Genomic DNA, 22934 nt, shown 5'->3' with positions numbered 1-22934 from the left:
GAGACCATGATGACAGCGCTTCCCTCTGCGCATCGTGGCAAGAACCCGCAGAAACGATCACCGATCCACAAGGCACTGCTCGCCGGTGCCGCCGGTGTGGTCGCGACGCTGACCGTCGTGGCCATGATTCCGAACGCGAACGCGGCCGCCAGCACGCTCGGCGCCGCCGCCGCACAGTCCGGCCGGTACTTCGGCACCGCCATCGCCGCGAGCAGGCTCGGTGACTCGACGTACACCACGATCTCGGCCCGCGAGTTCAACATGATCACCGCCGAGAACGAGATGAAGCCTGACGCGACCCAGCCGAACCGGGGTCAGTTCAACTTCAGCGCGGGCGACCAGATCTACAACTGGGCCAACCAGCGCGGCATCAAGGTCCGGGGACACACCCTGGCCTGGCACGCCCAGCAGCCGGGCTGGATGCAGAGCCTCAACGGCAGCAACCTGCGCCAGGCGATGATCGACCACATCAACGGCGTCATGGCCCACTACAAGGGCAAGCTCGCCGCCTGGGACGTGGTCAACGAGGCCTTCAACGAGGACGGGAGCCGCCGCTCGTCCAACCTGCAGGGCACCGGCAACGACTGGATCGAGGTCGCTTTCCGCACCGCCCGCGCGGCCGACCCGTCGGTCAAGCTGTGCTACAACGACTACAACATCGAGAACTGGAGCTACGGCAAGACCCAGGGTGTGTACCGCATGATCCAGGACTTCAAGTCCCGGGGCGTGCCCATCGACTGCGTTGGCCTGCAGACCCACTTCACCGGCGGCAGCTCCCTGCCCGGCAACTTCCAGACCACCCTGTCCAGCTTCGCCGCGCTCGGGGTCGACGTCGCGCTCACCGAAGTCGACGTCACCAATGCCTCGACCACCCAGTACGCCGGCCTGACCCAGGCGTGTCTGAACGTGCCGCGCTGCATCGGCATCACCGTGTGGGGCGTGCGGGACAGCGACTCCTGGCGCTCCAGCGAGAGCCCGCTGCTGTTCAACAGCGGGGGCGGCGCGAAGGCCGCGTACACCTCGGTCCTCAACGCCCTCAACTCCGCCACGCCGACGCCGTCGCAATCGGCGACCGCATCGCCTTCGGTGCCGTCCTCGCCTGGCCCGTCCTCCTCGCCGCCGCCGCCGTCGGGCGTCGGCCGGATCGTGGGCGCGCAGTCGGGACGGTGCATCGACGTTCCCAACGCGTCGCAGAACAACGGCACCCGGGTGCAGTTGTACGACTGCAACACCCAGGCCAACCAGCAGTGGACCTACACCTCCGGCAAGCAGTTGACCGTGTACGGCAACAAGTGCCTGGACGCCGCCGGCTCCGGCAACGGCTCGGGGATCCAGATCTACAGCTGCAACGGCCAGGCCAACCAGCAGTGGAACCTCAACTCCAACGGCACCATCACGGGAGTGCAGTCGGGGCGGTGCCTGGACGTCTGGAGCACCGCCAACGGTGCCCGGGTTCAGATCTACGACTGCAACGGCCAGGCCAACCAGCGGTTCAGCCTCGCCCAGTGAACCGGTGCCACGATTCCGTGGCCATGGCGGCCGTGTTGTGACCGCCGGCGGCCGGGGGTGCATGTCGCCCCCGGCCGCCTCACTGCGGCATATGACGTATGACAGCGCGCGGCGGTCCGCGCCTGCTGCCTCCCGGCTATCGCCGGGTCCAGCGCTGATTGGCCGCACCGGTGCAGGTCCACAGGATCACCAAGGTGCCGTTGGCGGTGGCGTTGCCGTTGACATCGACGCACAGCCCAGTCTGCCGGTTGCTGACCGTGCCGTCGGAGTTGAGGTTCCACTGCTGGTTGGTGCCGCCGTTGCAGTCCCAGAGCTGCACCTTCGTTCCTGCCGTGGCGTTCAGCGGCGCGTCGAGGCACTTGCCCAGTGCCTGCAATGCCGCTCCGTTGACAGCCCACTGCTGGTTGGCGCCGCCGTTGCAGTCCCAGATCACCGGCTGCGTGCCGTTGGCGGTGTTGCTCTGCGGGACGTCCAGGCAGCGCCCCGACGACGTGCTCACGAAGGTGGTCGTCGCCGGCGGGGGAGTGGTGCCGCCGCCGCTGACGCGGTACACCACCGTGCCGTGCGCCGGGACGCTGGCGGAGATGGTCCCACTCGTGGAGCTGGTGGAGTTCGTCCATGCGTCCAGGAGCGTGAAGGACGTGCCGGACTTGCCGACGGCTGCGGCCGTGGTGGAGACCGTGGTGGTCGTGGATCCCTGGTTGAACAGGGCAACCGCGACGTCGCCGTTGGCGAGCCTCTTGGCGAGCACGCGCCGGGTGCCGTCGTGGGAGACCTGCGTGGCCTGCAGGCCCAGGGAGTCCTGGTTGACGGCGATCAGGTTGGCGTTCTTGAGAATTGTCTGCGTCGCCGTGGACATCGAACGGAGGTCGTTGCCGGCGATGAGCGGCGACGCCATGATCGCCCAGAGGGCGAAGTGGCTGCGCATCTCGGTGTCGGTCATGCCGCCTCTGCCGACCTCCATCATGTCGGGATCGTTGAACTGGCCCGGCCGGGCGTAGGAGGCCAGCGGCACGGTGACGTTGACGATGTTCTGGATGCCCATCGGGTAGCCGTTGGTCTGTCCGCTGTCCCAGGTGTTGGTGATGTCCTCGGTGGTCCGCCACATGTTGGCCACGTCGCCCCAGTTGCGCAGCGGCCCGGTCTTGGCGTGGATGCTGTTGGGGTTGATGCTGTAGACGATCGGCCGGCCGGCGGCCGCGAGCGCGTCACGCATCTTGGCGAACGTCGTCACCTGCTGGTCGATGGTGCCGCTGGGCGAACACCAGTCGTACTTGAGGAAGTCGACGCCCCAGGCCGCGAACTGCCGGGCGTCCTGGGCCTCGTGTCCCTGGCTGCCGGTGGCGCCCGGGTACGCGCCGAAGTACTGCGCACAGGTCTTGTCCACCGGCACCTGGTAGAGACCGAACTTGAGTCCGCGTGCGTGCAGGTAGTCGCCGAGCGCCTTCATCCCGCTGGGGAACCTGGTCGGATCGCCCTGCAGGTTGCCCGCAGAGTCGCGGTTGGGGTTGAACCAGCAGTCGTCGACCACGACGTACTGGTAGCCGAGATCGCGCATGCCGCTGCTGACGATCGCGTCGGCGTGCTGACGGATCAGGGTTTCGTTGATGTTGCAGCCGAAGGTGTTCCAGGAGTTCCAGCCCATCGGGGGCGTGCGGGCCACGCCGTTGTCGAGCGCGTGTGCGGCGGGGGCCTGCAGGCCGAGCGCGGCCGAGGTCAGCAGCAGTGCTGCCGTCAGCGCGGTGGCCAGGCGGTGCCTTCGGAGGGGACGGTTCACGATTGCTCCTCGGGTCGTTCGGGCGGGTGGGAGCGGACCGAGGCGAAGACCGCCGGTCAGGGTGAGGCCGGCAAAGGGCCGTCGCATCGGGCCGAAGTGCGGCAGCGCGAGGTGCTCACAGCGCGGGCCGCTGTGAGCCGCTGTGCAGGGGAGCGCTCTGTCGGGATGAGCCAGAGCGTGCGGGTGCTGGTGAGCGGTACGCCCGATGTGTCGGGCGGCGTCGCCATAGACTGTGACCGATAACATCGGAACGCGTCAAGACGTTGCCGAAAGGTTTCGGATTACCGAGCTTGCTCACAGGTTTGTGCACTGTGTGTTGTGGATAGACGCGACCGCGGCGGGTCGACACCATGTGATCGGTAACAACAGTCGTGCTGCGACGGTGTGGGTCACGAGGTGAATTGGCGCGACCCGTCGTGCCGCCATTGTGTCCGCCAGGTTTCCGTTGACATCACACATCATATGACTTAGCTTTGGCTGCATTCCAGCTGACGGCCGGCATCTCCGGCCATTCTCGAGATGAGAATCAATGAAGCAGCGAGTACTCTGGCCGGCCGCCGTCGCGGCGATGCTGGCCTTGGCGGGCTGTGGAAGCGCCACGGGCAACGAACCTTCCTCCAACTCGGCGAGCGGCAAGCTCGTGGTGTGGGACTGGAAGTCCAGTGACAAGACCGCAACCGCATACGTGGAGAAGGCGAAGGCCGACTTCGCCAAGAAGCACCCGGGCGTGACCGTGGAGTTCGTCGCCCAGCCGTTCGACCAGTACTACACGCTGCTCGGTGCAGCGATCCAGGCGGGCAAGGGCCCCGACGTCATGATGTTCAACGGCGGCGGCCAGATCCGTGACCGGGTCGACGCGCTGGTCCCGCTGGACCAGTACGTCAGCCCGGACAAGCAGCGCCTGACCGGCTGGGACGCGTTCACCAAGGACGGCAAGGTGTTCGCCTCGCCGGTGACCCTGCAGGGCCACCCGATCTACTTCAACAAGGACCTCTACAAGAAGGCCGGGCTGGACCCGCAGAAGCCGGCGACCACCTGGAGCGGGTTCACCGCCGACTGCGCCGCCATCACCAAGGCGACGAAGGCCACCTGCTTCGCGCTGGGCAACAAGGAGGGCGCGGGCATCCAGTTCTTCCTGTCGGCGTTCGGTACGGGCACCCTCTCCCCGCAGGAGTACGACGACTGGATCGCCGGGAAACGGGACTGGAACTCCCCCCACGTCAAGCAGATCTTCCAGCTCTGGAAGGACGTCGAGGCAAACGGCCTGAACAGCAAGGGCGGCAACTCGACCACGATGTTCACCGACGCCTTCGGGATCTTCCAGTCCGGCAAGGCGACCAACATCATCGGCCTGATGTCGGACATCGGCCACTGGAAGGACTTCAACGAGTTCCTCGGCCCCGACAACGTCGGGGTGATGAAGTCACCGGTCATCGCCGAGGGCGCCGTGCCCAGCCTGCCGTTCGACGGTGGCATCGGCTACGGGGTCGCCAAGTGGACCAAGGACCCGGCCCTGGCCGCCGACCTGGTGCGCTCGCTGACCTCGACCGACGCCCTGAGCACGTTCTATGCCAACGCCGGCGCGGTCGTCTCCGACACCACCGTCAAGGCCGCCGAGCCGGCCGTCACCTCGCTCGTCGCCGACCTCAAGACCGGCAAGCCCGCGCTGCACGTGGCGCTGTCGTCGAAGACCCTCGAACTGATGGGTCGGCTGTCCCAGCAGATCCTCGACGGCTCCGTCACCGTCGATGCCGCGCTCAAGCAGCTCGGCGAGTCGGACCGGAGCTGACGCACAGTGCCGCTCGGTGATTTCACGCCGCTGTTGGCCCGCCCCGCTCGGGCGGGGCGGGCCGACGGGACAGGCGCCGCGCCACCCAGACGACGCCGGACCGGCAGACTGTCCGCGGAACGGCTGTCCCCGTTCGTGCTCATCGCCCCCGCCGTGCTCGTGATCGTGCTGTTCCGGCTGTGGCCGCTGCTGCTCGGTGTCAACTTCTCCTTCACCGGAGACGGCGACCGCAACGGGGCGGCGGTCGGTCTGGACAACTACGCGGAGCTGTTCGCCGACCCGCTGTTCCTGGGCGCGCTGCGCAACGTGGGGTGGCTGGTGCTGCTGCTTCCCGTCGCGGTCGCGATCCCCGGGATGCTGGCGACGTTCATCTACCTGCACGTGCCCGGACACCGCTTCTACCGCAGCGTCTACTTCTTTCCCGCGGTGCTCTCGCCGGTGATCGTAGGCTCCATCTTCAACCTGCTCCTGTCCTTCGACGGCCCGGTCAACAGCCTGCTCGGCCTGGCCGGACTCGGCCCGGTCGACTGGCTCGGCGACTCGAACGTCGCGATGTTCACCGTCGTCGGGGTACATGTCTGGGCGACGTTCGGCATGTCGCTGGTGGTGTTCCTGTCGGGCTTCGCGACGCTGGACCCCGCCCTGCTCGACGCCGCCCGGTCGGACGGGGCGACCCTGCCGCAGGTGATCCGGCACGTGATCATTCCTGGCCTGTCCCGAACCATCCAGTTCGTATTCGTGACCACCATGATCGGCATGCTCACCTCCATGTTCGGTCTGATCTACGTGATGACCAGCGGAGGGCCGGGCGGGTCGACCTACCTGCCGGAGTACTACATCTGGATCCAGCAGGGCCAGATGAACCGCCCGGCGTTCGCCTCGGCGGCCTCCACGGTGCTGTTCCTGGTCATGCTCGTCGTAGGGCTCGCGCAGGTCAGCTTCCTGCGTCGAACCGGCAAGGAGGACTGATGCGCGGCGCACGAATCAGCCGGTGGCTGATCGCCGTACCCATGGCGCTGCTCGCCCTCGCGACGATCTATCCGCTGGTCTTCACCGCCAACGCGGCGATGAAAACCCGTCGTGACTACATCCTGGACAGGTTCGCGTTCGCGGACACACTGCGCTGGGACAACATCGCCACCGCCTGGACCAGCGCCGGCACGGCACGCTACTTCTTCAACTCCGTCACCGTGGTGGCCGGCGCCGTCGCTCTGCTGCTGCTGCTCGGATCGATGTCCGGGTTCGCGCTGAGCCACCTCCGGTTCCGCGGCTCGCGGGCACTACTGCTGGGGTGCCTCGCGGCGCTGTTCGTGCCATTCCAGGTGATCATGGTGCCGCTGGTGCGGACCATGGCCGACACCGGGCTGGTCGACACCTATCCGGGGTTGATCCTCGCCTACGTGGCGCAGTACCTGCCGTTCACGATCTACCTGATGACCAGTTACTACAGCGCCATCCCGGCCGAGATCGTCGACGCGGCACGCATCGACGGCAACACGACCTACGGCGTATACCGAAGGATCATGCTGCCGATGGGCCGGCCGGCGCTGCTGTCGGTAGGTGTGCTCAACGCGCTGTTCTGCTGGAACGACGTGCTCATCGCACTGCTGATGATGCCGTCTGCGGAGCATCGCACCCTCATGGTCGGGGTGACGTCGCTGCGCGGTCAGTACTCGGCCGACATCCCCACGTTCGCCTCGGGGGTGCTGATCGCAGCCGTGCCCGTACTGGCGGTCTACCTGTTCTTCCAGCGCCGGATCGCCGACGCTGTCACCGCTGGTTCGACGAAAGGCTGACATGCGCATCACTGGGTATCGCGCCCTCAACACCGTGCAGGAATGGGGCCGGCCCGTCGGTGACGCCAACGGCGTGTACGCCGACGGACTCACCGATGTGCCGATCGTCGTGGTGACGACCGACGAAGGCATCACCGGCGTCGGCATGGGCCCGCACGTGGAGCTGGACGCGATCTTCGCCGCGATCGACGGCGAGGACCCGCGGGCGGTGACCGCGCTGTACGACCGGATGCTGCGGCAGACGTTCAAGGCCGGACACGCCGGAGCCGTCTTCGGGGCGATCGGCGCGTTCGACACCGCGCTGTGGGACATCAAGGCCAAGGCTGCGGGCCAGCCGCTGTGGCGCATGCTCGGCGGCCGCGACCGCGTGGTGCCCGCCTACGCCTCCGGCCTCGACATCGACCTCGACGACGACGACCTGGTGGCCACCTACAAGGTCTACGCCGAGCGCGGCATCCGGGCGGCCAAACTCAAGGGCGGCCTCGACGTCGACCGTGACCGGCACCGGCTGACCCTGGTCAAGGAGGTGCTCGCCGAGGCCGGAGGCGGGTCGCGGCCCGGTCTGATGCTCGACGCGAACGAGTGCTGGAGCCGCAAGCAGGCGGTCCGGTACGTCGCCGAGCTCGAACGCACCCTGGATCTCATCTGGGTAGAGGAGCCCGTGCGCCGGTGGGACGCCGAAGGGCATGCCGCGGTCGGACGTGGTCTGCGGGCCTCCGTCGCCAGCGGAGAGAACCTCAGCGGCCTGGAGCAGTTCCGGCCGCTGCTGACGGCCGGTGCCCTGGACATCGTGCAGACGGCGTCGGTGTGGGGCGTGACCCACTTCCTCCGGGTGTCGGCCCTGGCCCACGCCTACGACCTGCCGGTCAGCCCGATCGGCACCAACCCCGTGGGCCTCCTGCACGCGGCGACGTCGGTGCCCAACCACCTCACCAGCGAACTCCAGGTGCTGCGGCCGCCGGTCGGCATCGACATCGACCTGCAGATCGAGAACGGAGCGTTCGTCCTCGGCGATGCGCCCGGCCTGGGGATCAGCATGGACGAGGCGGCGATCGCCGCCTGTGCGCTCCGGCCCGCCACGGTGTCCTTCGACGGGCCGGGGGTCCGACCGGAGCGGGCCGGCCAGCGGCTGCTCGCGGCTGCCGGCTGAACGGGGGTGGCCCGCGCCCATGGCGCGGGCCTGGTCCAGGCGGGTGCGGCGGCGTAGTGAGGACGCCGCACCCGCTCGGGGCCGTCCGCAGTGGCAGCGCGCCGTCGGCGTGCGCGCTGACACTGCGGCTCGCCGAGGGCGCAGTCCCACCATGCGACCCCACCCGGTGTGCACACATAACAATTCGTGCGAGAATCTTCGTGGTACGGAGGCGGGACAGTGACATATGACATCTTACCTGTGACGTCTTAACAGCGTGCCGTACACTCGTCGTCGTCGGGTCTGGTGGTCCGGCGACCACTGCTCCGGGAGGGCGCGTTGACGCGGCAGGTTCTGGCTGACCCGTTCGGCATACCCCATGCATCCGTCGGCGACGCCGTCCCGCCCCGGGTTCGTGGCACCAAGCTGGGCATCAACGTCGTGCAGCAGATCGTCAACGACATCGTGCGCGGCGTGCTCAACCCGGGCTCGACCCTGCCGCCGGAGGCGGACCTGTGCGACCAGTTCGGGGTCAGCCGAACCGTGATCCGCGAGTCCGTCAAAGTGGTGCAGGAGAAGGGCCTGGTCCGCATCGAGCACGGCCGGGGCACCCAGGTCACCGATCCCCGGCAGTGGAACCTGCTCGACGACGTCGTGCTCACCGCGATCATCGCCCACGACGCCAACCTCTCCTTCCTCGACGAGCTCGTGGCCACGCGTACGGCGCTGGAGGCGGACATGGCCGCAGCCGCGGCGACCTCGTACACCGGCGAAGACAGACTCCGTATCAGCGCCTCGCTCGAGCTCATGCGCTCGAAGATCGACAACGTGGCGGAGTTCGCCGCAGCCGACGCGCATTTCCACGACATGGTCATGGCCGCGTCGCGTAACCGGCTCGGGCGCGCGATCGTGAACAGCATCCACGACAAGGCTCGCGGCAGCATGCGATACCACGGCGAGTACAACGAAGCGGTGATGCGCCAAACGCTGGACGAGCACCAGGCCATACACGACGCCATCCTGGCCAAGGACCCGGTCGGCGCCGCCGCCGCGATGCGTGCGCACATCACCGGCTCGTGGAGCCGCCGACGTCCTCCTGTCGACTCGGAGGCTCCGGCGTCGGCACGCCGTCAGTCCCGCTGACGGAGGGCTGCGGCGTAGCGCCGCGCCGACGAGGTCGGGCCGGCTGCCCGTAGGTCGATGACGTGCCGACATGTGTCCTCTGCGGACATGCACTCATGTCGTGCCCGGCACTGCCGTGGACTCCTGTTGCACCCGTCTCGATGGGATCGCCGCACGAATTCTGCGATCGGGTCTTGCTATGACGTCATACGTATGATGAGGTTGCGCCCAGAGTGTTTCGCTCGGGTTACTGCACGATGCCGGTCCTCGAACCTCGGGTGCTCGCGTCGTGTCGCCCACCAGCTGTCCCTCGATCAAGGAGCACCAGGTGCCCTTCGGTTCCACCGCCACGAGCGCAGGCCACGGCCGGGTGCTCCGCAGGATCACGCTGCGGCCGTTCGACGCGATGGTGGACGCCGGAGTGCTCAGCGTGTCGAAAACCGCCGCAAGGACCGCGACATGGCGCGGGTTCGCGGCGGCCTGACACCCCCAGACGACGCCGGCCCGCACCCCGCCGCGTGCGGGCCGGCGTCCCACCCGACCGGACTGCAGACCGGCCAGCGCCGATCTTCATGACGATACGGAGTAGCGCAGTGCATGAGCAGGATTCGGGCGGCCCCGCCACGGGCCGGTCCACTGCCGACCCGGCCACGCCCGCCGGGTCCGCGGCCCAGCGCATCGCAGGCACTGTTCACCCTTCGCGCGCCGCCGGACCAGGGCGCCGCTCGCTGGCGTGGACGGCCACCGGTGACCGAGGGCGGCGCCGGTGATCGTCGACGCGCACGTGCAACTGTGGTCGGCGGACAACCCCCGGCTGGCCGCCGCGGAGTACACCCCTGTCCGGCGTGACTTCGGCGTCAGCGACCTCAAGGCGAAGCTGAGCGAGTCGGAGGTCGACGCCTGCGTGCTGGTCGAGGCCGGCGGCACAACCTCGTCTGACACCACACGGTGTCTGGAGATCGCGGCCTGGACTCCGTGGGTGGTGGGCGTGGTGGGATGGGCGCCGCTCGCCGACCCCGATCTCGGCGAGATCCTCGGCAAACACCGGGCAGAGCCCGGCGGGCAACGACTCGTCGCACTGCACGAGCGGGTGTACGAGCTGCCCGAGGACTTCCTTGACCGGCCGGCGGTGCGAGCGGGTCTGGCCGCCGTGGCCGAACTCGGGCTCGCGATCGAACTCGCGGTGCGGGCCGAGCAGCTGCCCTCGGTGACGCGCCTGGCCCAAGCGATGCCGCACGCACGTATCGTGCTCCAGCAGGCCGGATCGCCATGGGTCACCGGCGGCGTCGAAGGCCTGAACGACTGGCAGCGCGAGATCGCACCGGTCGCCGCGTGCGACAACGTCCGGGCAAAGCTCAGCGGCCTGGTGACGCTCGCGCACTGGGACCGGTGGTCGGTGGACGACCTCCGGCCCTACGTCGACCATGCCGTGCAGGTGTTCGGTGCTGGGCGGCTCATGTTCGGCTCGGACTGGCCGATGTGCCAGCTGGCGGCGACCTATCCCGAATCGCTGCGTGCCATCGCGTCGCTGCTCGGTGGCCTGCACCGTGACGTCTTCGCGGCGACCGCCGTCAGCACCTACCAGCTGGACGTCGGCGACCTGCCTCGAACCGCCTGAACCGTGCCGGTGCCTGGGACGCGCTGCCCTCGGCGAAGCCGTCGCGGGCCCGGTATCGCGTCGGCGACACCGGGCCCGGGCGGTCAGGAGTTGTGCACCGCGATGCGGCTCTGGTCGAGGCCGTAGACCCGCATGGCGGTGGCGGCAAGGACGTCGTGCCATCCTGCGGCGTCGAGATTCGCCAGGCCGTGCCGGATGACGTCCAGCGTCCGCCCGTACTTCTCGTGGAGCAGGCAGATCGGCCAGTCGCCGCCGTACATCAGCCGGTGTGAGCCGAACAGCTCCAGCGCCGTGCGCAGGTAGGCGCCGGCCTGGCGCAGCGCGTCGCCGGCCGGGTCGGGTCCCAGGTACAGCCCGGAAAGCTTGACGTTGACCCGGGGATGGCCGGCGAGCACAGCCAGGTCCTGCGACCATCGTTCGGCCTGGTCGTGATCGGCCTTCAGCGGTGGCGCGCCGAGATGATCCAGGATCAGGTGCAATCCGGGGTGGCGACGTGTGACCTCGGCGGCGGTGGCCAGTGCCGCCGGGCCGCCGGCGACGAAGTCGAACGGCACCCCGGCTTGTTCCAGCAGGTCGAGACCCGCGTCGACGTCGGGCCGCAGGATCCATTGCGGGTCCTCGCGTTCGTGGATCAGGTTGCGCACGCCGACGAACAGCGGATCGTCACGCAGCTGCGCCAACCTGTTCGCGGCGACAGCGGGCGCATCCAGGGGCACCCAGCCGACGACGCCGACGACCCGGTGGTCGGACCTGGCGGTCTCGAACATCAGGTCGGTGTCGAAGTCGTCGTCGGCGGACTGCACCAGCACGACGGCTCCGACGCCGCGGTCGACGAGCTCGGGTGTCACCTCGTGCAGCGTCATGGCGCGGTTCACCGGCGCCAGGTGGGCTCCGAGCCAGGGGTAGACGCCACGCGACGGATCCCACACGTGCAGGTGCGCGTCGATGATCGTCTCGAGGGGAGGGTGGGTCATGCGCAGCTCCATGGGGTTGGCTGGAACCGGCCGGATCGGCGTGCGCGACGCGCGAGGTACCGGGTGGCGGCCGGGTCAGGCGGGGCGTTGTCATTGCGTGAAACATATGATGTCATATCTGAGCCCCCGATCCGATCTCGACATGGGCAAGGTCGAGTGCCCGTGCTCGCACGGCGGATATCGCACGGTCGTTGCGAACGACATTCGGCGAGACGCCGGCTCACGAAAGGGAAGTCATGCACCGAGCTGTATACGAAGGCGAGCGGCGCCTGAACGTCATCGAGGCGCCCGAGACCGCACCGGGCCCGGGGCAGGTGCAGATCGACGTGGCGTTCACCGGGATCTGCGGCACCGACCTGCACATCCTGCACGGCGACATGGACCAGCGAGTCTCCGTCCCGGCCGTGCTCGGTCACGAGATGTCCGGCACGGTGGCGCGTCTCGGTGACGGCGTCGACGGCTGGAAACTCGGCGACCCCGTCACCGTCCTGCCCGTCCTGCCGTGCGGCGCCTGCCGGACCTGTGCCGCCGGGCACGGACACGTCTGCCCGCGGCTCACCTTCATCGGCATCGACAGTGCCGGTTCCATGCAACAGCGCTGGAACGTGCCCGCGCGTGCACTGGTCCGCCTGCCCGACACCCTCGACCTGGCCCACGGGGCGCTCGCCGAACCGACCGCGGTGGCGGTGCACGACGTGCGCCGCAGCGGCCTGGCCGATGGCGAGCACGCCGTCGTGGTCGGAGGCGGGCCCGTGGGCCTGCTCATCGCCGTGGTCGCCCGGCGCACCGGAGCCCAGGTTCTGGTCCTGGAGCCCAGCCCGCAGCGGCGCGCCGTCGCCGACCGGCTCGGCTTTGCCACCGCGGACCCCACCGGCGCCGACACGGAAGCGCTGATCCATGACTGGACCGGTGGTGCGGGCGCCGACGTCTCGTTCGAGGTCTCCGGTGCGGCTGCCGGAGTCGCCACCGCGGTGGAAGTCCTCGCGCCGCGCGGGCGGCTGGTGATGGTGGCGATCCACGCCACCCCGCGAGAAGTCAACCTGCACCGCTTCTTCTGGCGTGAACTGACGATGCTGGGCGCCCGGCTCTACAGCCCGCACGACATGGCGACCGCCGTGGAACTGGTGGCCGGCGGCCAGATCCCGGCCGACGATCTGATCACCCAGGTGGAGCCGCTGGAGCGCGTCGGTGAGGCGTTCGCCGCCCTGGAATCCGGGGCCGGCGTGATGAAGGTGCTGCTCGATTGCGCAGCCGCCCGGTGACGCCAGCCATGTTCGACCTGACCGGCAAACTCGCCGTCGTCACCGGGGCCCGTCGCGGCATCGGCCTGGCCGTCGCCGAGGCGCTCGCAGGCGCGGGAGCCGACGTCATCGCCGTCAGCGCCCAGCTCGAGCAGGAAGGCAGCGAAGTCGTCCGCAGGGTGACGGCCCACGGGAGGACCTGCGAGGTGCGCGCGGTCGACTTCGCCCGGCGTGAGGCGGTCGCCGCCCTGGCCGCCGACCTCGCGGGCCGGCAGCGTCCGGTCGACATCCTGGTCAACAACGCCGGCACGATCGCTCGCGCGCCCGCGGCCGAGCACAGCGACGACGACTGGGACCACGTCCTCGCGGTCGACCTCACCGCGCAGTTCATCCTGGCGCGCGAGGTCGGCCGGGCGATGCTGAACCGGCGCACCGGAAAGATCATTTTCACGGCGTCGCTGCTCAGCTTCCAGGGCGGGATCACCGTGCCCGGATACACCGCCGCCAAGTCGGGCGTGGCCGGACTGACGAAGGCTCTTGCCAACGAGTGGGCTGCCCACGGCGTCAACGTGAACGCCATCGTGCCCGGCTACATCGCCACCGACAACAACCAGGCGCTGCGCGACGATCCCACGCGCAATGCCGCCATCGTCGATCGCATCCCGGCCGGGCGGTGGGGCACACCGGCCGACCTCGCCGGCGTGGCCGTCTTCCTCGCGTCGGCCGCCTCCGACTACGTGCACGGCGCGCTCGTGCCCGTCGACGGCGGCTGGCTCGGCCGGTGAGCGGACCCACCAGCGGACCCCACCTGACGACAACGACCGGCAAGGAGTACCCATGCAGGTGATCGGACTGCACACGCGGCTCAAGCCCGGCCTCGAGGCCGAGTACGAGCGCATCCACGCCAAGCTTTCCCCGGAGCATGAGCAGGCCTTGCGTGCCAGCGGGGTCCACTCGTGGCACATCTGGCGCGACGGGCTCGACCTGTTCCACACCGTGGTGTGCGACGACTGGGCCGACATGGAGTCGGCGATGGCGGAACTGGAGCTGACCGAACGCTGGCACCAGGTCATCCATCCGCTGCTGGACATGGCCGTGTCCCAGCGCGGGCCGCTGCCCCTGGTGTGGCAACTGCCCTGATCGACCGACCCTGTCCCACCTCGACCCGCACCGTTTCGGAATCAGGGGAGCTGCCGTGAATCCAACCGCCCCAGCGGCGATGCCCACTCGGCCGCTCGGCCGCACCGGCCTGAGCGTGACCACGCTGGGCTTCGGCGCGTCCGGGATCGGCAACATGGGCTACGCCAGACCCGACCTCGACGCCGCGCAAGCCGTCGGCGCCGCATGGGAGGCGGGCATACGTCTGTTCGACACCGCACCCCACTACGGGCTCGGCCTGTCGGAGCAGCGGCTGGGCGAGGCGCTGCGCGCCTACCCGCGCGACGCCTACCTCCTGTCCACCAAGGTCGGCCGGCTGCTGCGCCCCCATCCTGCGCCGACCGGCTCCGATCTCGCCGCCGGCGGCTTCGACGTTCCCGACGATCTGATCCGGGTGTGGGACTTCAGTGCCGACGGCGTCGCCCGGAGCATCGAGGAGAGCCTGGCCAGACTGGGTGTCGACCGTATCGACATCGTCTACGTCCACGACCCCGACGACGCCGTCGACGACGCTGTCAGCCAGGCCATTCCCGCCTTGACCGCGCTGCGCGACCAGGGCGTGATCGGTGCGGTCGGCGTCGGCATGAACCAGTGGCAGGCGCCGCTGCGTATGGTGCGGGAGACCGACCTCGACGTCGTCATGCTGGCCGGCCGGTACACCCTGCTCGACCGCTCCGGTGAGCAGCTGCTCGACGAGTGCGCGGGCAGGGGAGTGGCCGTCGTCGCGGCCGCACCGTTCAACTCGGGCATCCTGGCCCGGTCATGGCCGCAGGACGGCGTCAACTTCAACTACGGACCAGCGCCGGACCGGGTGCTCCGGCAGGCTCGTCGGCTGGCCGGGACCTGCCGGGAGCACGACGTCGCGCTGCCCGTCGCCGCGTTGCAGTTCCCGCTGCGTCATCCGGCTGTGGCGTCCGTCGTCACCGGCATGAGATCGGCCGAGCACGTGGCGGCCGCGGCGACGGGAATGCGGACACCCGTGCCGGACGGTCTCTGGCGGGCGACGCGTTAGCGTCACCGCACTGCCCTCCAGTCAAGAAGTAATGGGGGGTTGGGACGTGATAGTCCCAACCCCCCATTACACGTTTTGCCGGATCAGCTGCGCAGGGCCCACTGCTGGTTCGTGCCGCCGTGGCATCCCCACAGGTGCAGCAGAGTCCCATTGGCGGTGCCGTTGCCGCTCGCGTCCACGCACAGATTCGACTGCACGCCGGTGATCGTGCCGTTGGAGTTGACGTTCCACTGCTGGTTGGCCTGCCCGTTGCAGTCCCAGATGACCAGGCGGGTGCCGTTGGTGGTGCCCTGTCCGGTGGCGTCCAGGCACTTGTTGCCGTACACCATCAACTGCTTGCTCGCGGTGTAGGTCCACCGCTGGCCCGTGCCGCCCGCACAGTCCCACAACTGCACCTGGGTGCCGTTGGTGGAGCTGGCGTTCGGCACGTCGACGCAACGTCCCGACTGGCCGCCGACGATGGTGACGCCCTGCTGGGTGGAGGACTGCACGCCGGCGGAGGTCATCACCGTGCGCGCCGCCGTCGGCCAGTTCCCGCCGGTGACGACCACCGTGCCGGTGTTGGTGTTGCCGCGCGAGCCGCTGGTGATGTTGGTGTTGGTGCTGGTCGTCCAGTTGTTGGTCAGGGTCAGGTTGCCGGTGTTGTTGTTGGCCCAGTGCTGCCCGTAGGCCCACTGCCCGATGTTGTCGAACACGTTGTTGCCGGCCGACATGTACCGCGCGCCTTCGTCGAAGTACAGGCCGAGCCAGCCGTTGGTGTTGCGGAAGTAGTTCTGGTTGATCGTCGTGCCCGGCAGCGCGGACAGGGCGTAGAACGCCGCGCCGTCGGTCATCTGGCGCATGACGTCGTGGACGTAGTTGGCCTGCACGCGGTAGTTCTTCGCGATCGTCGCGGTCGTGTACCGGGGCTGGTAGTTGTAGAGCCCGCGGTCGGTGTAGTCCTGGGCGCCGCCGGCATCGTTGGCGCCCCAGCCGTAGCCGATCGAGATGCCCGTGTAAGGCAGGTTGTAGACCTCGTTGTTGGTCATGGCCGAGTCGGCGGCGTACGTCATGAGCAGACCGACATGGCTGCGGTAGTCGATGGCCACGTCGTGGACGGAGTTGTTGCTGTAGACGATGTCCCGGTTGGTCATCCGGCTGTCGCTCGGGTGGTGCGCGTCGGCCTGCACGCCACCGGCGATGACGGCGCCGGCCGCGAGCTGCTCGAAGGTGTTGCCGATCACGTCGATGTCGCTGGCGCCGAGCCCGACGCCGGTGGCGTGCGCGTTGGCGTCGTTGCCGATGCCCAGCCCGACCTGGCCGAGGTTGGTGAACCGGTTGCCGGTGAACCTGATGGCGTTGGCCGCCGAGACCTGCACCGCTGCGGGCATCTGGCGCCAGTTGGGCCGGGTCGCCTCGAACTGCTGGCAGCCCGACTGGCACGAACTCAGCCAGTTCGACGGCCGAGACCAGGTGCCGTAGATGTACGCGCCGGTCTGCTGGTCGGCGTAGCCCTGGCCGGTGTTGGGCTGCAGCCAGCTGGTGTGCGAGAACTGCAGGCCGGCGAAGGCGAGGTGATGCGCCGGCGCCGCGTAGCTGCCGCCGATTCGCAGCAGCGATTCGAGCCGCGGCAGCTGCACGTCGGCGGTGGACATGTTCTCGCCGCTCAACGGCTTGTAGTAGAGCTGGCCGGCGGAGGTGTCCAGATACCACTCGCCGGCGGTGTCCAGGAACTCACGCGCGTTGACCAGGTACATCGGCCCGGCGCGGAACGGGCTGCTCAGCGTGTCGTAGCCGAAGGTGTTGTTGTTCCAGGCCGGCTGCTCCATGGTGATCGTGTTGTTGCTGATGGACTGCACCGGCACGTACCGGTCGGTGAACGAGTTCACCGACTCCAGCTCGATGCGGTCCTCCGCGGCGACGTTGTTCAGGTACGACAGGCCGCTGTTGGTGAAGGTCATGCCACTGGTCGTCATGGTGAAGTCGCCGCGGTTGATCTGGGTGCGAGCCCGGGTCGCGAGACGGCCGTTGACGTAGAGCTGGCGGGTGTCGAAACCGGCACTCGCACCCGCGCGCCAGATGTTCTGCGTGGCGTCGGCCTGCGTCCATCCCGTGACCCGCTGTCCGCCGGAGATGACCGGCTGGGCGCCCGACGCGGCCTGCCAGAACACGGTGTATCCGTTGGCGCCCGAGTCGGCGGACGTGAACGTCAGCGGCGTGGACAGGGCGTAGGTGCCACCGGCGAGCTGCACCACGATGTCGCCGCTCATCGTCGGGGCGAGACCGCGCACCGACGACTGGGCCTGGGTCAGCGAGCACGGTTGCGCGGCGGAGCACGCCGTGCCGGATCCGGTGGGGGACACGTAGAGGGTGGTCATGACCGCGGCGGTGGCGGGCGTGGCCGACAGCGCCGATGCGACGACGAGCAGGGTGGCCGCGAAAAGGGGCAGCAGTCGGGGTCGGTGTTTCGGTTGTCGAGGTGCGCGGCTGGGAGCAGAAGCCACGATGGCGTCCTTCCATGAGTGGAGTTGCTGACCGGGGGCACAGCAGAAAATCGGTGAGCTGTCATCAGCGGGAAACGCTGGCGTAACCGATGGCGTGCATCACATCACATGTATGACGTCATAGCAATATTGAGATCGATGGGATGCGGTTGCGCGACAGGGCATGCCGCGGCCGGCTCAGGCGGACGGCGGGCCCGGCGGTGCCGTACGCTGCGGGCAGCATCGCGCTGCCCGCAGCGTGCCGGTGTGGTCACCGGTGTGGCCGGGGTTTGCTACGAGCCGATGGCCATGGCGAAGATGTGCATCGTCGGCACGCCGGATGCCGGCCGTGAGCTGATGTTGGGCAGCTCGACGCGCACGACGGGTTTCGCCGCCAGGGACACGCCGGCGTAGTAGATGGTGGCGGCCGTGTTCTCCCGGCGGTTGCCCGGCCGGTTCTGGTAAGCCATGACGATCGCCGCCGTCGCGCCGCTCTTGGGCCCGCCGTACCAGTCGGGCACGCTGAGGGTGAACGACTGGCGGGTGCCGTCGGCGTAGACCACGGTGGCGGTTCCGCCGACCGCGCCGTAGGTGCCGACGGCCAAGAAGCCGAGCTTGCTGCCGGTGCCGCTGATCGCGACGGACTGGCCCGAGGCGATCGCGTTGTCCGCCCCGCCCGGCTGCACGTTCGGCCACCGGAAGGTCACTCCCTCGCGGCTCAGGGTCGCGCCCGGGGTCACTCCGACCAGGGCGAGGGCCTGCGCGGACAGGGTCGCCCCGTTGCCGTCGAAGTTGCCCGCGCCCGTGTTGCCGTCGTTGGTCGTGCCGGAATTGGCGAAAAGCTGCTCCAGGGTCGGCGTCGACTGTCCCGTCGGCTGAGCCCGGTACGTGTGGCCGGCCTGGACGGTGATCCGGACGCAGTCGGACTCGACCCTGGCGGGGGTCACCGGGGTGCCGTCGGCGGCGTCGACCACGGTGAAGCCGCCGGTGAACAGCCGCGCGCGCACCTGCACCACGCCGGCGCGGTCGGCGCGGACGAGCGCCTCCGCGAGCTGGCCCGAGCTCCAGGTCAGGCTCACGGTGTAGCCGCCCCGGCCGCGCAGTCCGGTCACCTGACCGCCCGACCACGCCGAGGGCAGCGCCGGCAGCAGGTGGAGCTCGCCGTTGTGGCTGTGCAGCAGCATCTCGGCGATGCCGGAGGTCGCCCCGAAGTTGCCGTCGATCTGGAACGGCGGATGCAGGTCGAACATGTTCGGCGCGAGCCGGGACGTGCTGACCAGGTCTCTGATCAGCTTGTGGGCCCGGGCGCCCTCCTCCATCCGCGCCCAGAAATTGATCTTCCAGGCGAGCGACCACCCGGTGCCGTCGTCGCCGCGCAGCTCCAGGGTCCGCCTCGCGGCTTCGAACAGCGTGGGCGTCGCCCGCTTGGTGATCTGGTTGCTCGGATGCAGGCCGTACAGGTGGGAGACGTGGCGGTGGTACTGCTCGGTCTCGACCCAGTCGGCCAGCCACTCCTGGATGTTGCCCCGCGAGCCCACCTTCATCGGGGCCAGGCGCTGGCGGGCCGCGCGGACCTGCGACCGGAAATCGGAGTCCACGCCGAGCACCTCGCTGGCCGCGGCGCACCCGTCGAACAGGTCCCGCAGGATCTGATTGTCCATCGTCGGACCGGCGCAGACGCTGACGTTGGAGTGGTGGGACAGCTCGGGGGAGTTCGACGGGTTGGTCACCAGGTAGCCGAGATTCGGCTCGGTGACCAGCGTGCTGAGGAAGAACTGGGCCGCGCCCTTCATGGCCGGGTAGTTGGTGCTCAGGAACGAGACGTCGCCGGTGAACCGGTAGTGGTCCCAGATCAAGGTCGCCAGCCACGCGCCGCCGGTCTGCCACATGCCCCAGAACGCGCCGTCGACGACCGAGGTCGCCCGCCAGGCGTCGGTGTTGTGGTGGGTGACCCAGCCGCTCGCCCCGTACTGCACCTGGGCGGTCCGGGCCCCGGTCACCGCCAGGTCCCGGATCATCGCGAACACCGGCTCGTGGCACTCGGGCAGGTTCGTCGTGTCGGCCGGCCAGTAGTTCATCGGCAGGTTCGCGTTGAGGGTGTACTTCGAGTCCCACGGCGGGGCCATCTGGTCGTTCCAGATGCCCTGCAGATTGGCCGGCTGCGTGCCCGCCCGGGACGAGGCGATGAGCAGATACCGGCCGTACTGGAACAGCAGCGCGGAGAACTGCGGATCGCTGACGGAGGCGTGCTGGCTGATGCGGACGTCGGTCGGCTGATCTGCCGCGGAGGTCCGGCCGAGGTCGAGGGTCGTCCTGTTGAACAGCGCCTGGTAGTCGGCGGTGTGCCGGGCGAGCAGCTGGTCGTAGGAGACGCCGCGGGCGGCGCTGAGGTGGCGGCGGGCGATGCCCTGGTAGTCGCCGCTCACGTCGCGGTAGCTGACGTAGCTCGACCCGATCGAGACGAACAGGGTCACGCTGGTCGCGCCGGACACCCGCAGCGTGCCGCCGGAACTGGAGACGGTGCCGCCGCTGGCGCTCGCCCCGGCGAGGGCGAGGAACCGGACGGCCCCGGTCACCCCTTCCATGGTGCCGGAGGTGCCGTTCAGTGCGATGGTGGCGCTGTCCGGGCTGGACACGCTCGACGACTGCGGGCTGTCGAACGCCGCGGTGAACGTGACCGCCCCGGCGCGATCGGCGGTCAGCCGCATGACGATCACCTGGTCGGGTGCGCTGGCGAACACGTCCCGCTGGTACCGCACGCCGTTCATCACATAGGTGACCGAGGTGGTGGCGGTGGTCAGATCCAGCCGGCGGTGATACTGCGAGGCGCTGCCGGAGGTGGGAAAGGTCAGCCGCATGTTGCCGACCGGCTGGTAGGCGAGCTGGCCGACCGGCCTGCCGAGCATGCGCTGATTGATCAGGTCCTGGGCGGCGCCCCACTGGTTGGCGAAGACCAGCCGCCGGATCTCCGCCAGCGCCTGCGCCCCTGCCGTGTTGCTCGGGTCGTGCGGGCCGCCTGCCCACACGGTGTCCTCGTTGAGCTGTAGCCGCTCGGTGTCGACGTTGCCGAAGACCATCGCGCCCAGCCGGCCGTTGCCGATGGGCAGGGCGCGCAGCCAGTCGGTGCCGGCGGATTGGTTGTACCAGAGTGCCAGGTCGGCGGCCGCGAGCACCTCGGCGGGCGCCGCCGAACCGGCCTGCGCTTCGGCGGTCCACGGCAACGGCATCAGTAGGGCGCCGGCGCCCACGGCACCGGTCTTGATCACTTGTCTGCGTGTCGGATCCGACATCGCTCAACTCCCTCGGAGCGAACAGCTGAATGGTCAGTTGGCTGGTGCGTCAAGGCGGAGGGGAGCCGGGCCGGTGGCCGGCCGTGTGGCTGGCCACCGGCCCGGTTCGGGCGCCGTCAGGTTCGGCCGGTCACTGGAAGGAGGCGTCGTCGAGGTAGTAGCCGTCGGTCCCGGCGGCCGTCTCGACGTAGAGGCTCGCGCCCGACAGCGTTCCGGTCCAGGAGACGGTCGCGGTGCCGGTCAGCTGGGTCCATCCGCCGGAGTTCACCGTCGTGGCAGGGGTGAGCTGCATGTAGCCGGTCGACCCGTTGGCCGTCACGGCGAGGGTGACCTTCGCCGAGGGTGTGCCGCTCTGGGTGCGCATCCAGACGTCGGTCGTGTAGCTCTTGCCGTTGACCAGCTTGCCGGTGACGTCCTGGCGGATGCCGTTCCAGGAGGCGGTGCGGCCGGTGATGAGCAGCGACCTGCTGCCGCCGTGCACGACGGCCGTGTTCGACGCCAGGGTGCCGCTGCCGAAGACAGCCCACCCGGTCGTGCCGGTCTCCATGTCGGCGTTGGTCAGCTGGTTGCCGCCGGAGACGCCGCCGCCGAACTGCCACCAGTTCAGGTTGAACAGGCCGCTGCCGCTGCCGGTGAACCTCAGGTACAGATCCCGCGTGCCGGTCGCCCCCGACACTCCGCACGAGACCGTCGCCCAGGTCTGGTAACCGCCCGTGCCGGCCACCCCGCACGTGCCCACGACGGGGCCCGACAGGCTGTCCAGCCGCAGCTCGATGTTGCCGCCCGCGCCCGCCGAGGCCACCCGGGCGGTGAAGGACGTCGCACCGGAACCGAAGGCGACACCCTTGACCTTGAGGTAGTCGCCGTTGTCGATCCAGCCGACGTCGAGGGTGCCCTCGCCGGCCGGCTCGGTCTCGACGCCCGACTCCCAGGCGATCGTCTCCGCCTCCTGGCGCACGTACGGGTTCAGCGTGCCGATCTGCGGCGCGCCGGAGCTCGTCATGTTGATCGTCGGAATGGTGCCGTTGCTGTTGTACGAGAACTTCTCGACGGCCACCGACCGCGTGTAACCGCCGCCGCCGGGCAGGGCGCCGTTGTGGTAGAAGAAGTAGGAGCCGCCGTTGAAGTCGACGACGCCGGCATGGTTGGTGAAGCTGCCGCCCTGCCGGGGCATGACGGTCCCGCGGTAGGTCCAGGGTCCGGTCGGGCCCGACGCGGTGGAGTAGCCGATGAACTCCGAGCAGCATTCGGCCGCGAACACGTTGTAGTACAGGCCGTTGCGCTTGTAGACCCAGGGACCCTCCTCGTACAGGGTCGGGCGGCTGTTGTTTCCGGCGCGGGTGCCGTAGCCGGAGGTGGTCAGCGGGATCTGGGTCGGGCTGCCCGAGAAGGAGATCATGTCGGTGTTCAGCCTGACGTACCACAGGCGCGGGTTGCCCCAGTACAGGTAGGCCTGACCGTCGTCGTCGATGAGGACGTTGGGGTCGATCTCGCCGTTCTCGACCAGCGGACGGCCGAGGGCGTCGGTGAACGGGCCGGTGGGGCTGCTGGAGACGCCGACCCCGATGGCCATGCCCCCGGTCGCACGGTTCTTCACCGGGACGTACCAGTAGAACTTCCCGTTGCGGTAGGCCACATGTCCGGCCCAGGCGTCGGCGCTGGCCCAGCTGAAGGTGGTCAGGCTCATCGGCGACCCGTGGTCGGTCCAGTTGACCATGTCCGCCGAGGAGTAGACCCGCCATTCCTTCATGGTGAAGTACGTCGATCCGTCCTCGTCGTGTCCGGTGTAGAGGTACACGCGGCCGTTGTGGACCAGGGGTGCGGGATCGGCGGTGTAGATCGTCTGGACGATCGGGTTGTCCGCGCCGGCGCCGACCGGCGCGAGCGTGAGCGCGAGCAGCAGACTGGCGCCGAGCAGGGCCAGGCGGGGCAGGTTCCGGCCGGTCTGCAGGGTGAACGGATGTTTCACGTCTCTCCTTCGGAGGTCGCCGACCTGGTGCGACGCCGCGTTCGAGTGCGTGCCGATCGGGACCCGGCCGCCGCGTCGGCGAGCCCGC

The 22934-nt window shown here is 69.1% G+C and carries 17 protein-coding genes; 12 read left to right on the top strand and 5 right to left on the bottom strand.

What is annotated here, in order from left to right:
* Positions 1-9: 9 nt before the first annotated feature.
* A complete protein-coding gene (locus tag F9C41_RS04880; protein WP_155385329.1) occupies positions 10-1509 on the top strand; it encodes an endo-1,4-beta-xylanase in 1500 nt (499 codons plus the stop codon).
* A gap of 136 nt (positions 1510-1645) precedes the next feature.
* Here F9C41_RS04880 and F9C41_RS04875 read toward each other — a convergent pair whose 3' ends face one another.
* A complete protein-coding gene (locus F9C41_RS04875; RefSeq protein WP_155385471.1) occupies positions 1646-3154 on the bottom strand; it encodes a glycoside hydrolase family 27 protein in 1509 nt (502 codons plus the stop codon).
* Between the two features lie 661 nt (positions 3155-3815).
* Between F9C41_RS04875 and F9C41_RS04870 the strand changes: the two genes are divergently transcribed.
* The 7 genes from F9C41_RS04870 (at position 3816) to F9C41_RS04840 (ending at position 10740) form a co-directional block, all read left to right on the top strand.
* Positions 3816-5075 carry an ABC transporter substrate-binding protein gene (locus tag F9C41_RS04870; protein ID WP_155385328.1) on the top strand — a complete coding sequence of 420 codons (1260 nt, stop codon included), beginning with the start codon at positions 3816-3818 and terminating at the stop codon, positions 5073-5075.
* A 6-nt stretch (positions 5076-5081) separates the two neighbouring features.
* Positions 5082-6044: a carbohydrate ABC transporter permease gene (locus tag F9C41_RS04865; protein ID WP_196279614.1), complete on the top strand. Its 963-nt coding sequence runs from the start codon at positions 5082-5084 to the stop codon at positions 6042-6044.
* A complete protein-coding gene (locus tag F9C41_RS04860; protein ID WP_155385327.1) occupies positions 6044-6871 on the top strand; it encodes a carbohydrate ABC transporter permease in 828 nt (275 codons plus the stop codon). Before F9C41_RS04865 ends, F9C41_RS04860 begins: the two co-directional genes overlap by 1 nt.
* A gap of 1 nt (position 6872) precedes the next feature.
* On the top strand, positions 6873-8021 hold the full coding sequence (locus F9C41_RS04855; RefSeq protein ID WP_155385326.1) for a mandelate racemase/muconate lactonizing enzyme family protein: 1149 nt from the start codon (positions 6873-6875) through the stop codon (positions 8019-8021).
* Between the two features lie 318 nt (positions 8022-8339).
* Positions 8340-9143 (top strand): FadR/GntR family transcriptional regulator, encoded by an 804-nt coding sequence (locus F9C41_RS04850; RefSeq protein ID WP_155385325.1) that lies wholly within the window; start codon positions 8340-8342, stop codon positions 9141-9143.
* A gap of 307 nt (positions 9144-9450) precedes the next feature.
* Entirely contained in the window at positions 9451-9606 is a 156-nt protein-coding gene (locus F9C41_RS04845; protein WP_155385324.1) for a hypothetical protein, read from the top strand.
* A gap of 282 nt (positions 9607-9888) precedes the next feature.
* On the top strand, positions 9889-10740 hold the full coding sequence (locus tag F9C41_RS04840) for an amidohydrolase family protein (protein ID WP_155385323.1): 852 nt from the start codon (positions 9889-9891) through the stop codon (positions 10738-10740).
* Between the two features lie 83 nt (positions 10741-10823).
* Here F9C41_RS04840 and F9C41_RS04835 read toward each other — a convergent pair whose 3' ends face one another.
* Complete coding sequence (locus tag F9C41_RS04835) at positions 10824-11714, bottom strand: amidohydrolase family protein (RefSeq protein ID WP_155385322.1); 891 nt, start codon at positions 11712-11714, stop codon at positions 10824-10826.
* Between the two features lie 236 nt (positions 11715-11950).
* Between F9C41_RS04835 and F9C41_RS04830 the strand changes: the two genes are divergently transcribed.
* Genes F9C41_RS04830 through F9C41_RS04815 form a run of 4 tightly spaced genes read left to right on the top strand, consistent with a single transcriptional unit; the run spans position 11951 to position 15125 of the window.
* The gene (locus F9C41_RS04830; protein WP_155385321.1) at positions 11951-12976 is read left to right on the top strand and encodes a zinc-dependent alcohol dehydrogenase; all 1026 of its coding nucleotides are present in this window, start codon (positions 11951-11953) and stop codon (positions 12974-12976) included.
* A gap of 8 nt (positions 12977-12984) precedes the next feature.
* Complete coding sequence (locus tag F9C41_RS04825; RefSeq protein ID WP_155385320.1) at positions 12985-13740, top strand: SDR family oxidoreductase; 756 nt, start codon at positions 12985-12987, stop codon at positions 13738-13740.
* A gap of 52 nt (positions 13741-13792) precedes the next feature.
* Positions 13793-14095, top strand: a complete 303-nt coding sequence (locus tag F9C41_RS04820; RefSeq protein WP_155385319.1) for an L-rhamnose mutarotase — start codon at positions 13793-13795, stop codon at positions 14093-14095.
* A 55-nt stretch (positions 14096-14150) separates the two neighbouring features.
* Positions 14151-15125 (top strand): aldo/keto reductase, encoded by a 975-nt coding sequence (locus tag F9C41_RS04815; RefSeq protein WP_230689298.1) that lies wholly within the window; start codon positions 14151-14153, stop codon positions 15123-15125.
* Positions 15126-15208: 83 nt separating this feature from the next.
* Here the strand turns inward: F9C41_RS04815 and F9C41_RS04810 are convergent, their stop codons facing one another.
* The 3 genes from F9C41_RS04810 to F9C41_RS04800 form a co-directional block, all read right to left on the bottom strand.
* Positions 15209-17608, bottom strand: coding sequence for a ricin-type beta-trefoil lectin domain protein (locus tag F9C41_RS04810; protein WP_230689297.1), 2400 nt, complete (start codon positions 17606-17608; stop codon positions 15209-15211).
* A gap of 272 nt (positions 17609-17880) precedes the next feature.
* Positions 17881-20877, bottom strand: coding sequence for a glycoside hydrolase family 95 protein (locus tag F9C41_RS04805; RefSeq protein ID WP_155385318.1), 2997 nt, complete (start codon positions 20875-20877; stop codon positions 17881-17883).
* 130 nt (positions 20878-21007) lie between these two features.
* Complete coding sequence (locus tag F9C41_RS04800; RefSeq protein ID WP_407924662.1) at positions 21008-22846, bottom strand: family 43 glycosylhydrolase; 1839 nt, start codon at positions 22844-22846, stop codon at positions 21008-21010.
* Positions 22847-22934 lie beyond the last annotated feature (88 nt).

It is taken from the genome of Catellatospora paridis, assembly GCF_009720365.1.
GTDB classification, from domain to species: Bacteria; Actinomycetota; Actinomycetes; order Mycobacteriales; family Micromonosporaceae; genus Catellatospora; species Catellatospora paridis.
Note: the sequence above shows the minus strand (reverse complement) of the source record. Positions and strands in the feature narration are given on the sequence as shown.

Coding starts and splice junctions, on each gene's coding strand:
- F9C41_RS04880 (WP_155385329.1), top strand. CDS start 10: ATGACAGCGCTTCCCTCTGCGCATCGTGGCAAGAACCCGCAGAAACGA.
- F9C41_RS04875 (WP_155385471.1), bottom strand. CDS start 3,154: ATGGGCTGGAACTCCTGGAACACCTTCGGCTGCAACATCAACGAAACC.
- F9C41_RS04870 (WP_155385328.1), top strand. CDS start 3,816: ATGAAGCAGCGAGTACTCTGGCCGGCCGCCGTCGCGGCGATGCTGGCC.
- F9C41_RS04860 (WP_155385327.1), top strand. CDS start 6,044: ATGCGCGGCGCACGAATCAGCCGGTGGCTGATCGCCGTACCCATGGCG.
- F9C41_RS04855 (WP_155385326.1), top strand. CDS start 6,873: ATGCGCATCACTGGGTATCGCGCCCTCAACACCGTGCAGGAATGGGGC.
- F9C41_RS04835 (WP_155385322.1), bottom strand. CDS start 11,714: ATGACCCACCCTCCCCTCGAGACGATCATCGACGCGCACCTGCACGTG.
- F9C41_RS04830 (WP_155385321.1), top strand. CDS start 11,951: ATGCACCGAGCTGTATACGAAGGCGAGCGGCGCCTGAACGTCATCGAG.
- F9C41_RS04825 (WP_155385320.1), top strand. CDS start 12,985: ATGTTCGACCTGACCGGCAAACTCGCCGTCGTCACCGGGGCCCGTCGC.
- F9C41_RS04820 (WP_155385319.1), top strand. CDS start 13,793: ATGCAGGTGATCGGACTGCACACGCGGCTCAAGCCCGGCCTCGAGGCC.
- F9C41_RS04805 (WP_155385318.1), bottom strand. CDS start 20,877: ATGTCGGATCCGACACGCAGACAAGTGATCAAGACCGGTGCCGTGGGC.